The following is a 15,249-nucleotide window of genomic DNA, read 5'->3' on the forward strand; positions in this document are numbered from 1 at the left end:
CTTTTTACAGAGGAGAGAGATAGATGCCACGATTAACGAAGATATGTCAGCAAATATTATTTCTAACTTCATTTTTGCTATTGTTCCAAGCCATACCTTCGGCGTCAGCCGCAGAAAATCATGATGAATTATTCGTTTTGATTGGCGATAGCCTAATGAAAGCGAAAGCTGGAGATAAGGCTGTTGTTGCTGAAAATATGGAGCAATTTGCTAATGAATGGTTGGCAATAAAGAAAGCTGACAGCAAACAATCAAAAAAGGTTGACCAGCAACTTAAAGAGGTTCAAAAGGTACTAGCCGAGGGTAATGCGGAAAAAGAGCAACTTTCAAAAAGCCTTTCGTCCCTTTCAAGTGCAGTCGTGCAATATGAACAGGAACAAAATCCGGCTGATAAGGCCAAAGGAAAAGAACAGGTAAAAAAGTTACTTCCGCTCATCAACAATTTGAAAGCATCGATTGAAAAAGGAGATACTACTAGTTTAAAAGGTCAATACCAAACATTATTGAACGAGTGGACTGCCTCTGAAAAAATCGTCCATGATGAGAGCATTGCCGCTTACGGAAATATTGAAAAACACACGGCGCTTATTCGAATTGCGATTACCCAGGAGCCAGCCGATCTTGAAAAGGCCGAGCAAAATGCGGAACAATTAACAACAGAAGTAGAAAACTACTTAGCGGGAAAAACTTCGAAACAGCTTGAAGGAAACTATTCTCTTACCGATGTATCGAACCTGTTAAGCCAAGCCGAAAAGCAAATCTCAGAAAAGGATTATCAAGGCGCCAGCAGCCAATTAAATGAACTGCTTACCATCTGGCCAATGGTGGAAGGCGATGTTTCTACCAAAGATAGCAAGCTATATAGTGATATTGAAACGAAAATTCCTACTGCTATCAGTATCCTAAATTCTAAAAACATAAAAGCAGAAAAAGCTTCAAATCTGGTAACTGAACTGAATACACGTCTTGCGCCGTTAATGAGTAAAACCAATTATTCCTTATGGGATGCCGCCCTTATTTTATTACGTGAAGGATTAGAGGGGCTATTAATTATCGTAACATTAATTGCCTTTTTGAAAAAAATGGGCCAATCATCGAAACAAAAGTGGATTTGGTCAGGGGTAATTGCCGGTTTATTAGCAAGTGCAGTTCTGGCTGTCATCATCAACATTGTTTTCTCACAAATAACTGCCGCTTCAAGCAGGGAATATATTGAAGGATTAACCGGTGTTGCCGCTGTTGTCATGATGCTGACAGTGGGGGCTTGGCTCCATAATAAATCGAGTATTGGCAACTGGAATAAATACATTAATCAGCAAATGCAGCAGGCAATTGCCAAAGGAAGCCTTCTTTCCTTCGGCTTCATAAGTTTTCTGTCTGTTTTTCGTGAAGGTGCTGAGACGATTATTTTTTATACAGGTATTACCCCCTATATCAGTTTAATGCAGCTTACGGCGGGAATCCTTTTAGCCATTGGTATTTTAGTAATCGTGGGCTTCCTCATTATTAAATACAGTGTGAAAATTCCAATCCGCCTATTTTTTAAAGTGGCTACCCTGTTAATTTACTTCTTGGCCTTTAAGATTTTAGGAATCAGCATCCATGCTTTGCAGATTTCGAATGTGCTTCCAACTTCGACGGTTGAAAACTTACCGTTCATTGATTGGCTTGGGCTGTATCCGACATGGGAAACCACGATTAGCCAATTGGGGTTACTGGCCGTAATTATGTTCATGACGTACCTGGTTAAAAGAAATTCGGGTAAACAATTCATCACAAAAAATGTTTAAAAAGGGCTATTTGAAAAGCCCTTTTTTCGTGAAAAAAAATCTCCTACTATTCAAAGAACTTGTCTCATAAGTTAATTATAGAGATGAAAAAAAGGAGATTATAAAATTGGCTATTTACTATAAAGGAATTTTCTTTTTAGCTGCTGCTGCTTTTTTAGGGGAAGGAATTGAAGTATTGGTGAATATGATTCTTGCTAGGGAGCTGGGATCACATGGATTAGGGCTATATATGTCCATTTTGCCAACCATCTTTTTAATTGTGCTATTGTCCAGTTTTGAGCTGCCTGTATCGATTTCTAAATTCATTGCGGAAAAAGAGGAACGCTACCACCGAAATATCCTTTATCATGCGCTAACAATAACGATTATTTTTACCAGTATTCTATTTTTGGTAGCCGTAGCGGTTATCCCGTTTATTCCGGTATTTAATACGTATCATCCGTATGTGAGATGGCTTGTAATGATTCTCATTCCGGTGATTGCCTTCACTTCTGTTGCCAGGGGCTATTTTATGGGGCTGCAGCAGATGGGGAAAATTGCCGTCTCCAATTTTTTACGAAAAGTCATTCAGCTTGGCGGGTTATTCTTCCTGTTCCGCTTGTTTGCATTTAATGCGGAATCATCGTTGTTAATTGCGATTGGCACACTGATTGGCAGTGAAATTGTGGTGTTTCTATATTTAGTTTATATGTTTATCATCCAATTTCAGCAGTTGAAACGTCAGCCTTTCTCCAATATCAATAAAAAAGTCGTTCGTAAAAACTTAATGGCGGTTTCCATTCCGACGACAGGCTTACGATTATTTTCTGCTTTCACCGGTGCGATTCAGCCGTTTGTCATTAAGGCGGCTCTCGTTCATTCCGGTATGACCGCTACTCTCGCTACAGAGCAATTTGGAATGTTAATGGGTGTAGCGGTATCAATCGGGTTCTTCCCAGCCTTTATTGCTCACTCGTTAATGATTGTCCTCATACCGGGTGTATCGAAAACCCATTCGCAAAAGGATTATCCAACCTTACAAAAGATGCTTCAGCAGGTGATGAAGCTGACTCTTCTTTATGGTATTGTGGCTGTGACTATGTTCTACCTATTTGCACCGCAATTAACGTCTCTGTTTTTCAAATCAGAGCTATCAGCTATTTTTCTACAGCTGCTGTGGCCGTTCTTCTTATTTCATTTTTTCATCATGCCATTGCAGGCATTTTTAATTGGTCTCGATTTGATCAAAGAATGCTTTATCCATATCATCTGGTCAACGTTTATCAGTTTTGGACTCATTCTCTGGTTGGGCTCCTCAGAGGGGTGGCAAATGAATGGGGTCATTATTGGAATGAATACGGGGTCAGTTTTATTAGCGATGATGCACTATTTAACGGTCTGTAAGAAGATTGGCGTTTCGATTTTCCTGAAAGGTGCAATCCCAAAAGCAAGTGAGCGATAAAAAACTTTCAGAAGGGAGTGTAGGGGTTGAAGCTGTCCTTTCCGTCTATTGGTATGAAGGCTATTTTTACAGAAGGAGAGGACTTAGGAAAATGAACACATTTGAAGATTTAGTCCATGAATATGGAATAGCTATATATAAATATATTTTTTCGTTGGTCAGTCATAAAGAGTTGGCAGAGGATCTTTATCAAGAGGTATTACTCTCCGCTTATTTAGCATATCCTTCCATTAAGGAGCAGTCTAAATACAAAAGCTGGCTGTTTACGATTGCAGTTAATAAATGCCGTGATTACTGGCGGAAAGAAAATAAGTCGAAGCAATTTTGGAAGGAAGAGGTTTATTCCTACTCAGCCGCATGCGAACCAACATCCATTCCTGAAGAGGAAATCTTACATAAATTTCATGCGGAACAACTGGCTGAAAAGGTGATGACCTTACCAGAGATTTATCGTTATCCTATTTATCTCTATTACTATAAAGATTTAACTCTTCTTGAAATTGCTACGAAAAGCAATTTGCCCATGTCAACTATCAAAACGAGAATGAGACGGGCGAAGGAACGATTACGGCCAAAAATGCTGTCACTTGCTTAAAGTACTTTTTTCAAAAAATATTCTTTGAAAAGGGGAAGGTCTAAGATGACTGGAAATATTCCTGTGCACTTACAGCCATATATTTCAAAGCAATATTATCAACAATATTCACCTATTGATCATGCGGTATGGCGATTTGTCATGAAACAGAATCATTACTTTTTAAAGGATATTGCCCATCCTGCCTATGTAAATGGATTAAAGGATTCGGGAATCAAGACCGAATCCATTCCGAAGGTAGAGGACATGGATACAAGCCTGGAAAAAGTAGGTTGGGGGGCTGTTACTATCGATGGACTCATTCCCGGTTCAGCATTTTATGGCTTTTTAGCTAGTAGAATTCTTCCAATTGCAACGGAAATACGGAACATCCACAATATTGCCTATACACCTGCGCCGGATATGATTCATGAGGCAGCAGGTCATGCGCCGATTTTATTGGATGAATCGTATCGCGAGTTTGTAAAAAAAATTGGTGAAATGGGTGCCAAAGCACTTTCCAGTAAAGAGAAACTGGAGGTATTTATGGCAGTCCGCCATTTAACAATTGTCGCGGAGGATCCTAACTCGACCCCAGAGGAGGTAAAGGAAGCTGAAAAGCAGGTTGCTGAAGCGAGAACGAAGGTAAAAGGATTAACGGAAGCCGATCAAGTTTCAAGGCTGTTTTGGTGGACGGTTGAATATGGATTAATCGGCGAGCTCGACAATCCTAAAATATATGGAGCGGGTTTGCTTTCGTCAGTTGGAGAGAGCCAAAGTTGTTTGAAAGACGATGTCCGAAAAATTCCCTTTTCGGTTGAAGAATGTACCAAGACCCCATATGATGTGACAAAGCCGCAGCCACAATTATTTGTTTGTCAAACCTTTGAAGATTTAGTAGCCGCCGTTGATCAATTTGCTGCGAAGATGGCCTTTCGAAAAGGCGGAACGGAAAGCCTTGATAAGGCACTGCTAACCGATAGTGTGGCAACGATGGTGTTTTCATCGGGGCTGCAAGTAACCGGCACGCTGGGTACGATTTTGAAGGATAAATATGGTGAAGCCATTTATTTCCGAACGAAGGGGCCAACTGCATTATCGCACGACAATAGGCAGTTGGATGGACACGGGAAAGAAATACATCGTAAAGGCTTTGGGACGCCAATTGGCTGTTTAAAAGGGAATATTGCGCTGGAGGATTGCTCTGTTGAGCAGTTGCAAGATTTAGGAATCAAAGAGCAAAAGGTTGCTAAATTAAAATTTCAAAGTGGTGTAAAAGTAAAGGGGAATGTGAAAAGTATTTTGTTAGCAGATGGTAAGCCCATCTTAATTTCCTTTAAAGATTGTAAAGTGACGTATAAGGGCAAGCTGCTGTTTGAACCCTCCTGGGGGACATTTGATATGGCCGTTGGGGCTAATGTTACTTCAGTCTTTGCGGGTGCAGCTGATCCTAACAATTACTACGCTATTCCATCAGGTGACGAAGCAGTGGAAAAAGTTGAGCAACAGGGGTGGAACGAACTAGAAACCTTATATGGAGAAATTCGGAGCTTGCGTGAGGGGTCAGAATGGGATGAACAAAGAGTAACGCAAGTCTTAGTTAGTTTAGAAGAAAAATATCCTAAGGAATGGTTACTTCGACTCGAAATCTTAGAACTTTATAAATTGAACCATGTAGATCATCCTCAAATTGTCCTCATTGAGGAAAGGCTGCAGACTACTGTCTGGGATTCCTCCGTTAAACAAATGATTCAACGCGGTTTGACGTTAATCAATAATAGCCAATAGAAAAGAAGCTTGGATATCCAAGCTTCTTTTCTGATTAATTAGTCTCTGCTATTAAGAATCCCAAAAATACGAAGGATGCTGACGAAAAGGTTAATAAAATCTAAGTATAAACTTAATGCCATTAATGGCACGTCTTCTGCTCTAACACCATGGTGTTTCATACGGCTGATATCAAAGAGAACATAACCGCTGAATACTAATACTCCGATAAAGGAATAAGCAAGCATCGCTGTAGAACTTAGCGGAGAGAACATATTAAAAAGTCCAATCGCCACCATTGCAAGCAGGGCAGCAAGCAAGAAACCGCCTAAGAAAGAAAAGTTCCGTTTTGATTTTGCCGCATAAATGGAAATGCCGCCGAAAACAACCGTTGTGGTGGCAAAAGCCATAATGACGACATTTGCACCTGCTGTTGCTGCATAATAGGCAACAATTGGATACAGCGTAATTCCCGAGATGAACGTAAAAATATATAAAAATGAATATGAGATTGCTTTTTTACGTCTAAAGAAGACAGCGGCGAGAATCATCACAAATTCCAAAATGGCTAAAGGTAAAAATAAGCTTGGCGGTACATATACTCCTGCCATTGTGCCAAGGAAGGCAATCGCAAGTGAAAGAGCAAATGTGCGTAAAACGGATGGCATATATTCTGTTGATGTTTGTGTATACAATTTTCTTCACCTCTAAAATGTTTTCTTACTTAAGATATACGAAGAAGTGGTCAAGATGTTTCGTTTTTTCTTAAAATTTCTTTCTCTTCTTTTAATAAATCGCGAATCTCAGCTAAAAGCTCTACACTGCGGTCGACTTTTACAGGTGCAGGTGCTGCCTCTTCCTTCTTTTTAAAGCGGGTAAGGAACTTTACAAAAAGGAAAATAGAAAAGGCAATGATAAAGAAATCCACAACTGTTTGAATGAATGATCCATAGTTTATTTCTTTATAGTGCAAATCCTTGAAGTCGACGACTCCGATAAATAAGGCAATGATTGGCATGATAATATCTGCGACAAGGGAAGAGACAATTTTCCCAAAGGCTGCGCCAATAATGACCCCGACTGCTAAGTCCATGACGTTACCTTTCATCGCAAACTTTTTAAATTCGTTCCACATAAAAACAGTCCTCCAAAACTTTTCTTAATTTAAAGGTACATTATATCCTTTTGTAGGTAATTCTACTAGTACCATAGGAAAAAGGGTGTCAGGCACCATGTGAATTTTTCACATGGTGCCTGACACCCAATGTTGTTAAAAAGCCCAATTACCTGCTCTGAAGATCGGTTCTGATGCTCCATCTGCGGTGACCCCGTCGATGTCCATTTCTGGAGAGCCAATCATGAAATCAACGTGTGTTATACTTTCATTTAGCCCATTTTTTGCTAGTTCTTCGGAGGACATTTTTTTGCCGCCCTCGATGCAGAAAGCGTAGGCACTTCCAATTGCCAAGTGGTTTGATGCATTTTCATCAAACAATGTGTTAAAGAAAAGAACATTTGATTGCGAAATCGGTGAATTAAAAGGAACAAGCGCCACTTCACCAAGATAATGGGAACCCTCATCCGTTTCAACGAGACGCTTCAAGATTTCCTCGCCTTCCTCAGCTTTCACGCCAACAATTTTCCCGTTTTCAAACGTAACGGAAAAACGGTCAATGATATTACCGCCGTAGCTTAACGGTTTTGTACTAGCAACCGTACCATTCACACCCGTTTTTAGTGGAACCGTGAACACTTCCTCTGTCGGCATATTGGCCATAAATTCAAAGCCCTTTTCATTGACACTGCCGGCTCCAACCCAAAGATGTTTCTCAGGAAGTTCGATCGTTAGGTCTGTTCCAGGCGCTGTATAATGAAGCTTCCGGTAACGCTTTTCATTTAAATAGTGCACCTTCTCATGAAGGGTTTCGTCATGTTTCTTCCAGGCTTCAACAGGATCTTCAACATCCACACGAACAGCTTTAAAAATGGCATCCCACAGCATATTTACCTGTGTATCAGCAGGCGCATCCGGGAATACCTTTGCCGCCCATGCCTCCGAAGGGACAGCAATGACAGTCCAGCTCACCTTATCGGATTGTGCCGCCTTGCGGTAGTTTCCCAGCGCTTTGCCTGCGGCTTTATTGAAATTGGCAATCCTTTCAGGATTCACACCTTTTAGCAAATCAGGACTGGATGAAATAATCGACATAAAGGCAGCGCCTGAGTCTGCAAGACCTTCCATTTCTTTTGCACGCCAAATAGGATATTCGCTGAAGGCTTCATCTGGAGCTAGCTCATACTTTGTTCTCGTAACAATATCGTCATTCCAGTTAACAACGACATTGTGGGCACCCGTTTCGTATGCCTTTTTGACCACTAGGCGAACAAATTCTGCAGCATCTAACGTTGCCTGGACGACTAATGTTTGTCCCCGTTGAACATTCACGCCGACCTTTACGGCAAGATTAGCATATTTTTCAAGTTTTGTTAAAAATTCACTCATATGTATATCTCCTTTTTCAGAATCTTTCTATATTGTAGCGGTTTTAATTGGAAAAAGAAATCACAAACCCCTGCTTAATCTCCACAAAAAAACAGTAAAGATTTGCATCTTTACTGTAGCTTGCTGCCGTATACTTTTATATTAAAATAAACACCTGCGGAAAATAATACAAGGAATGTAATAATGCCTGACAATGAAGTTGGAGCCATGAACTGTGATAATTCCATTAATTCCACCGTCCTTATAATTGGAACCTTTAATAGGTTAATCATAATATGAAAAGAGGCAAATGTGAACAATTTAGTACAATTTATTGACGAATATTTGAACTTTTTTAAATTGTAGCGTTAGTTTTTTGCTTTTCAAATACAGTAAACATAACCCAATATAGTCCTGCACTGACGAGCGCTAATAGAAAGAGAACAAAGAATGTCCATCCATAGCCAATCCAAACCGTCATGGGAATCGACAGTGGGGCAATGGTGCGTCCAATGGTATAACGCAAGCTTGCGGCGGCAAAATATTGCCCCCGCATATGTTCCGGTGCAATCCTCGAAACAAAACTTTGCTGCAGCCCGGCACCCATTAATTCTCCAAAGGTAAACACTGCCATCGCCGCGATTAATCCCCAAATCCAGTGTGTCTGACTAAAGATCACGATTGATATGGCGTAGACTACGGAAGAGAGGACAAACACGTTTCGTTCATAATATTTTCCCATCCATTTCGTCACAAAAACAGTCAGCAGGGCGACAAGGAAGCCATTCTCCGCAAGTACAATGCCAAATGCCTGCTCGCCTTTGACGGTAAATGACCAATCACCAAAGGTGAACAGGGTTTGATTTTTTACAAAATCCTTAATATAAACGGGAATTAATAAGTCCAATTGCATAAATGTCTGCGCGGCCAATACACCGGCAATAATAAAGAGGAGGAACGTTCTATCCTTTACAATCAGCGCGTAATCCCTTAGCTGGTTTTGTAAAAAGTAATACCATTTTCCGCCGCTCGATAGGGGATCTCGCTTTTGCAGCGGAACGGTTTCCCGCGTCCACCTCGCTAGAATCAAACCTAGTAAAATACAAACGGCTCCTGCAAAAAGCAACAACTGAAAGCGGTAGTGAACATAAAAGATAGCTCCGAGTATTGGCCCGACAACAACTGCTATATTAATAGATGTATAAAAAATTGCAAACACATCACTTCGATGCTTTTCTTCCACAACATCTGCAACCATGGCTTGGCTTGCTGGCCAATAAAATGAACCGAACACACCCGCGACGGCAAACGAAATAAACCCTATCCACGGCGATTGAAACCATGGAGAACTCGCCAATGCAAAGCTTAAAAACGAAAGACCTTGTCCAATGGCGGAAAGCACCATCATACGTTTTCTGCCAAATCGATCCGCACAATATCCACCCATTAGGTTGGCTAAGACGGAAAAAACTTGTGAAAAAACTAATAATAAACCAGCTTTATTTTTACCAAATTCCTCGGCAAAATAAATCGTCAAAAACGGAAAGAACATCCAAAAAGTAATATTCATCATCGTTTCCGCAAATAGGCGAACTTTTAAATTTGTATCCCAATCCCTAATCCTCATTCTATATCCTCGTTTCGATAGTTATTGCTATAACATCATACTATCCAAATGGAATTTTATACAAGAAAAAAATGACAAACGAGGTTTCATCGCCTGGAATTTTCGGAATTACTGAATCCATTTGAGACGTATGCTATATTTAACTAATGGAAACTCGAAAGGATGTTTTAATTATGGTAAAAAGTGTTGTAATTGCTGAAAAGCCTTCTGTCGCACGTGATATTGCACATGTGCTTAATTGTAATAAAAAAGGAAATGGGTATCTTGAAGGAAATAAGTATATTGTTACATGGGCACTGGGGCACCTAGTCACACTTGCTGACCCGGAAAGTTACGATGTGAAATATAAAACATGGAATTTAGAAGATCTGCCAATGCTGCCGGAGAAATTGAAATTGACCGTCATTAAGCAGACTGGAAAACAGTTTCAAGCTGTTAAAAGTCAATTGATTAGAAATGATGTGGGCGAAATAATCGTGGCTACAGACGCAGGGAGAGAGGGAGAATTAGTCGCCCGTTGGATTATTGATAAAGCCAAGGTCAATAAACCGATTAAACGCCTGTGGATCTCCTCTGTTACGGATAAAGCGATCAAAGACGGCTTTGCAAACTTGAAACCGGGTAAAGCCTATGAAAATTTATATGCCTCAGCTGTCGCGCGTTCGGAGGCTGACTGGTATATTGGCCTTAATGCAACAAGAGCATTAACAACGAGGTTCAATGCCCAGCTAAACTGCGGGCGTGTGCAAACACCTACTGTTGCGATGATTGCAGCCCGTGAGGACGAAATTAGAAACTTCAAAGCACAAACCTATTACGGCATCGAAGCCCAAACTTCAGACCAATTAAAGTTGACTTGGCAAGATGCAAAAGGAAATGGTCGCAGCTTCGATAAAGAAAAGCTCGATGCAATTGTAAAAAAATTGGGCAAGCAAAATGCGATTGTAACGGAAATTGAAAAAAAGCCGAAGAAGTCTTTTTCACCAGGTCTTTATGATTTAACAGAACTTCAGCGGGATGCCAATAAAATATTCGGTTACTCCGCTAAAGAGACACTAAATATTATGCAAAAGCTGTACGAACAGCATAAAGTTCTAACCTATCCGCGAACAGACTCACGGTTTATCTCATCGGATATTGTCCCAACCATACCAGAGCGTCTGAAGGCATGTGGAATTGGTGAATATCGTGTACTAACAAATAAAATCTTAAAAAAGCCAATCAAGGCTTCTAAATCTTTTGTTGATGATAGCAAGGTATCCGATCACCACGCCATTATTCCAACAGAAGGATATGTGAATTTTTCAGCCTTTACGGATAAGGAACGGAAAATTTATGACTTGGTTGTGAAACGCTTCTTAGCTGTTTTATTCCCGGCATTTGAGTACGAGCAATTAACGCTTCGTGCAAAAATCGGTGAGGAAAACTTTGTTGCTAGAGGAAAAACCATTTTATCGCTTGGCTGGAAAGAGGTTTATAATAACCGACTTGAAGAGGACGATGAAAGTGATGATCTGAAAGAACAGATTTTACCGCGGATTGAAAAAGGTGATACCTTAAACGTGAAACTAATCGCCCAAACTTCAGGTCAAACAAAGCCGCCTGCACGGTTTAATGAGGCGACATTATTATCGGCAATGGAAAATCCAACAAAGTATATGGATACGAAAAATAAACAACTGGCAGAAACCTTAAAATCAACGGGTGGACTTGGTACAGTTGCTACACGCGCGGATATCATTGATAAGCTATTTAATTCATTCCTAATCGAAAAGCGTGGCAAAGACATTCATATTACTTCGAAAGGCCGTCAATTGTTGGATTTAGTGCCTGAAGAGCTTAAATCACCGACATTGACAGGTGAGTGGGAACAAAAGCTTGATCAAATTGCCCATGGTAAGTTGAAAAAAGAAGTGTTTATTCGCGAAATGAAAAACTACACAAAAGAAATTGTTGCTGAAATTAAAGCGAGTAATAAAAAGTATAAGCACGATAACATCTCAACAAAGAATTGTCCAGACTGCGGCAAACCAATGCTTGAAGTGAATGGAAAAAAAGGCAAAATGCTTGTTTGTCAAGACCGTGAATGCGGCCATCGGAAAAATGTGGCCCGCGTCACAAACGCACGCTGTCCAAAGTGCCATAAAAAACTTGAGCTGCGTGGTGAAGGTGAAGGTCAAGTCTTTGCATGTAAGTGCGGTCATCGTGAAAAACTATCTGTTTTCGAAGCACGCCGCAAAAAGGAATCTGGCGGTAAAGTCGATAAACGAACTGTACAAAAGTATTTGAAAAACCAGGAAAAGGAAGAAGAACCTTTGAATAATGCGTTGGCAGAAGCATTAAAAGGGTTGAAGTTTGATTAACAGCATACGTAAGGGGGCTATTTAAGAAGAATGAAAATCTTCTTAAGTAGCCTTTTTAATAAAAACAATTTCCTACAATTTACATAAATTCAAATCGTATACATCAAATGTCGTAAGTTATGAAAAAGATGTAGTAAGTACTCAAAAAGATGTAGTAAGTTCCCGAAGAGATTTAGAAAGTGTACCAATAATTGTTTTGTAAGAAATTCAAAGGCTTAATTTCCTTTTATATATTATCCTGCTAAAGTGATATCGTGCTAAAATTCAGAAAATTTAGTTGACATCTAAGCTTTTCATCACATACAATAATTATCAAACCAATAGTTTATAGAATGGACTGATCCCAATGAGGCATCACCAAAAACACATTCAATATTCATTTATTTTTATAAAAGAGGCTGGACTCCCAATCAAGTAAGATTCGGAATCCAGCCTCTTTCTTTATTATACTAAAGTGGTAGAGGAGCGAGAAATATGATCACATTGACAGGTAATAGTTTAACATTGGAGCAAATGAAGGATGTTTTATATCGCAAGAAAAAGGTCAACGCATCGGAAAAGAGTATGGAGGCAGCACAAAAAAGCCGGGAAGCTGTAGAGAGAATCGTATCAGAATCGCGGGTAGTTTATGGGATTACGACGGGATTTGGAAAATTTAGTGATGTGCTGATTGACAAGGATCATGTACAAGACCTGCAGCTTAATTTAATCCGCTCACATGCATGCGGTGTAGGCGAACCCTTCCCGGAGGTTGTGGCTAAAGCAATGGTACTCCTCAGGGCAAACGCACTCTTAAAAGGATATTCCGGAATTAGACCACTCGTCATTGAAAAGCTTTTAGAATTAGTTAACAAGGATATCATTCCGGTCATTCCGCAGCAAGGATCCCTTGGTGCAAGCGGTGATTTAGCACCGTTATCGCATCTTGCTTTAGTGTTAATCGGTGAAGGCGAAGTTTTTTATAAAGGAAAAAGAATGGAATCTCTTGAGGCGCTCCAACAAGAAGGCATCCTCCCGGTTACATTAGAAGCTAAGGAAGGTCTCGCCCTTATTAACGGCACCCAGGCGATGACCGCAATGGGAGTGGTCGGCTATCTGGAAGCAGAGCAGCTGGCACATGAAAGTGAACTGATTGCCTCGATGACCATCGAAGGGTTAAACGGTATTATTGACGCTTTTACCGAAGAAGTACACGTGGCAAGGGGTTATAAACAACAGATTGATACAGCTGCAAGAATCCGCCGCTACTTAAGCGACAGTTTATTAACCACTCAGCAAGGGGAAATAAGAGTTCAAGATGCCTATTCGCTGCGTTGTATCCCGCAGGTACATGGTGCTTCTTGGCAAGCACTTGATTATGTAAAAGAAAAACTAGAAATTGAAATGAATGCTGCAACCGATAATCCGTTAATTTTTGATAATGGTGAAAAGGTTATTTCCGGAGGTAACTTTCACGGACAGCCCATTGCTTTTGCCATGGATTTTATGAAAATTGCTGTTGCAGAACTAGCCAATATATCGGAGAGACGAATTGAAAGGTTAGTCAATCCACAGCTAAATGATTTGCCTCCATTCTTGAGTCCTGAACCGGGATTGCAATCTGGAGCAATGATCATGCAATATGCGGCAGCGGCATTGGTTTCTGAGAATAAGACACTTGCCCACCCTGCAAGCGTTGATTCGATTCCTTCATCAGCTAATCAAGAGGATCATGTCAGTATGGGGACAATTGGATCGAGACATGCTTACCAAATTATCCAGAATGTCAGAAGAGTGCTGGCTATTGAGCTAATTTGTGCGATGCAGGCAGTTGAAATTCGCGGAGTGGATAAAATGGCATGTCATACAAAAATGTTCTATGAAAAGGGACGGGAACAGGTTCCTTCGATTACGAAAGACCGAATTTTTTCAAAGGATATCGAAAAAGCGGCAGAATGGTTAAAGACAATTGAGTTTTCTAAACTTGTGGCTTCACTGCCGATTGAATACTGATAGGCAAAAGTAAAAGGCGTGAATAAATCACGCCTTTTATTCCATCTGTTCGGGCAGCAAGCGGGCAGTGTCTCCCCGACCTTCGTCTTCCTCGACTCTATTTTTAAACGCTTCCCTGGTCACTAGGAATTCTTCATCCCCAATGGCTTCTTTAGTATGCTTTTCTGTTACACTATTCTTCGGAAAATCACCAGGATGGTTCTTGTTTTTATGTCCAAAATGTTCACCACGTGCCAAACGTACCACTCCTTTCGTCATCACCTGTAGCATTCCCGATCATTCAAAAAAAATTACGAATGAATAAAAAAAGCTGGTGATGGAGTGGACACATTCACTCTTCACCAGCTTTTGTTTCAGTTTTATCAGGTTTGCACATTCTGTCAAGAAAATAACCGGCAAACACAATGAACGCAATCGGAATTGAGAAGTTTAAAACATGAACAACAGTCATAGCAGCGCTTCACCACCATTATTAGAATATTGGTAATATTATGTGCATTTATAAGTTGTTAATATTATATGCTAAATGTCACAATTTAGACAAATTTAAATATCATAGAGATTCTACTTTTTAGTTTTTTTATAAGCACTATCAACTTGTCCACATAGAAATTGAAATTTTGTTAGATTATGGGATATTTTGTTAGAAAAAGTAGTTAGAAAATTAACAAAACTGACAAAATATAACACCATGTTATAAAAGGACTAGATATAATGAACATATCATTTATTTGAATAAGTAAATTGGCCTAGTGAAGAATCCGCGAAAAAGGTAATCGGTCATGCTTTAGTTGTACTGGTGACAGAAAAAGGCAAACCTGTTGAAAAGTAGGGACGCAAAGCCGAGGATCTAAGGCAAGTTTCTAGCTTGCTATGGTGGCCGGGCTGCCTGGAATACGATATGTATTTTAGGAGTGAGAAAAATGGTTATTACAGAAAGAGAAGTGGATGTAATCGATCAGGAATGGATGGCACTAATACTGGAAGCAAAAGACCTTGGGCTATCAATTGAGGATGTTCGTGATTTTCTTAATCGAGACAATTTTAAAGAAAGCTGATGTACATATGAAATTAAAAAGCATTCCACAAAAAATGACATTTTTTGTGGAATGCTTTTCTTTTCGAGATATGTCCAGCTCCAGCGCCCTAGCGGCTAGTGTCCTTCGCTCTCCGCCCTACGATAAGTCAACATTGATTCGCCTCCGGCTCTTCG

12 protein-coding genes and 1 riboswitch are annotated in these 15,249 nt (G+C 40.1%); of the genes, 7 read left to right on the plus strand and 5 right to left on the minus strand.

Features of this window, described 5'->3' with window-relative positions:
* Nucleotides 1–23: 23 nt before the first annotated feature.
* The 4 genes from BABA_RS07205 to BABA_RS07220 all read left to right on the plus strand — a co-directional run bounded on the left by BABA_RS07205 (nt 24) and on the right by BABA_RS07220 (nt 5,593).
* Nucleotides 24–1,790: an FTR1 family iron permease gene (locus BABA_RS07205; RefSeq protein ID WP_007084491.1), complete on the plus strand. Its 1,767-nt coding sequence runs from the start codon at nt 24–26 to the stop codon at nt 1,788–1,790.
* A 106-nt stretch (nt 1,791–1,896) separates the two neighbouring features.
* Nucleotides 1,897–3,231 (plus strand): oligosaccharide flippase family protein, encoded by a 1,335-nt coding sequence (locus BABA_RS07210; RefSeq protein WP_007084492.1) that lies wholly within the window; start codon nt 1,897–1,899, stop codon nt 3,229–3,231.
* 91 nt (nt 3,232–3,322) lie between these two features.
* On the plus strand, nt 3,323–3,826 hold the full coding sequence (locus BABA_RS07215; RefSeq protein ID WP_157273135.1) for an RNA polymerase sigma factor: 504 nt from the start codon (nt 3,323–3,325) through the stop codon (nt 3,824–3,826).
* A gap of 45 nt (nt 3,827–3,871) precedes the next feature.
* The gene (locus BABA_RS07220; protein ID WP_007084494.1) at nt 3,872–5,593 is read left to right on the plus strand and encodes an aromatic amino acid hydroxylase; all 1,722 of its coding nucleotides are present in this window, start codon (nt 3,872–3,874) and stop codon (nt 5,591–5,593) included.
* Nucleotides 5,594–5,631: 38 nt separating this feature from the next.
* On the opposite strand, the gene BABA_RS07225 is transcribed toward BABA_RS07220, so the two are convergent.
* The 4 genes from BABA_RS07225 to BABA_RS07240 all read right to left on the minus strand — a co-directional run bounded on the left by BABA_RS07225 (nt 5,632) and on the right by BABA_RS07240 (nt 9,681).
* Nucleotides 5,632–6,267 (minus strand): Bax inhibitor-1/YccA family protein, encoded by a 636-nt coding sequence (locus BABA_RS07225; RefSeq protein WP_007084495.1) that lies wholly within the window; start codon nt 6,265–6,267, stop codon nt 5,632–5,634.
* A 50-nt stretch (nt 6,268–6,317) separates the two neighbouring features.
* Nucleotides 6,318–6,707 carry a large-conductance mechanosensitive channel protein MscL gene (mscL, locus tag BABA_RS07230; protein WP_007084496.1) on the minus strand — a complete coding sequence of 130 codons (390 nt, stop codon included), beginning with the start codon at nt 6,705–6,707 and terminating at the stop codon, nt 6,318–6,320.
* A gap of 135 nt (nt 6,708–6,842) precedes the next feature.
* Nucleotides 6,843–8,075 carry an aminopeptidase gene (locus tag BABA_RS07235; RefSeq protein ID WP_007084497.1) on the minus strand — a complete coding sequence of 411 codons (1,233 nt, stop codon included), beginning with the start codon at nt 8,073–8,075 and terminating at the stop codon, nt 6,843–6,845.
* A 334-nt stretch (nt 8,076–8,409) separates the two neighbouring features.
* Nucleotides 8,410–9,681 carry an MDR family MFS transporter gene (locus BABA_RS07240; RefSeq protein ID WP_007084498.1) on the minus strand — a complete coding sequence of 424 codons (1,272 nt, stop codon included), beginning with the start codon at nt 9,679–9,681 and terminating at the stop codon, nt 8,410–8,412.
* A gap of 173 nt (nt 9,682–9,854) precedes the next feature.
* Between BABA_RS07240 and BABA_RS07245 the strand changes: the two genes are divergently transcribed.
* Nucleotides 9,855–12,044 (plus strand): DNA topoisomerase III, encoded by a 2,190-nt coding sequence (locus BABA_RS07245; RefSeq protein ID WP_007084499.1) that lies wholly within the window; start codon nt 9,855–9,857, stop codon nt 12,042–12,044.
* Nucleotides 12,045–12,518: 474 nt separating this feature from the next.
* A complete protein-coding gene (hutH, locus tag BABA_RS07250; protein ID WP_007084500.1) occupies nt 12,519–14,036 on the plus strand; it encodes a histidine ammonia-lyase in 1,518 nt (505 codons plus the stop codon).
* A gap of 36 nt (nt 14,037–14,072) precedes the next feature.
* Here the strand turns inward: hutH and BABA_RS07255 are convergent, their stop codons facing one another.
* Nucleotides 14,073–14,273: a hypothetical protein gene (locus BABA_RS07255; protein ID WP_007084501.1), complete on the minus strand. Its 201-nt coding sequence runs from the start codon at nt 14,271–14,273 to the stop codon at nt 14,073–14,075.
* Nucleotides 14,274–14,837: 564 nt separating this feature from the next.
* Nucleotides 14,838–14,929, plus strand: a riboswitch (cyclic di-GMP riboswitch).
* A 30-nt stretch (nt 14,930–14,959) separates the two neighbouring features.
* Here BABA_RS07255 and BABA_RS26400 point away from each other — a divergent pair.
* Entirely contained in the window at nt 14,960–15,094 is a 135-nt protein-coding gene (locus BABA_RS26400) for an anti-repressor SinI family protein (protein ID WP_007084502.1), read from the plus strand.
* Nucleotides 15,095–15,249: the final 155 nt, after the last annotated feature.

It is taken from the genome of Neobacillus bataviensis LMG 21833, from assembly GCF_000307875.1.
Classification (GTDB): domain Bacteria; phylum Bacillota; class Bacilli; order Bacillales; family Cytobacillaceae; genus Neobacillus; species Neobacillus bataviensis.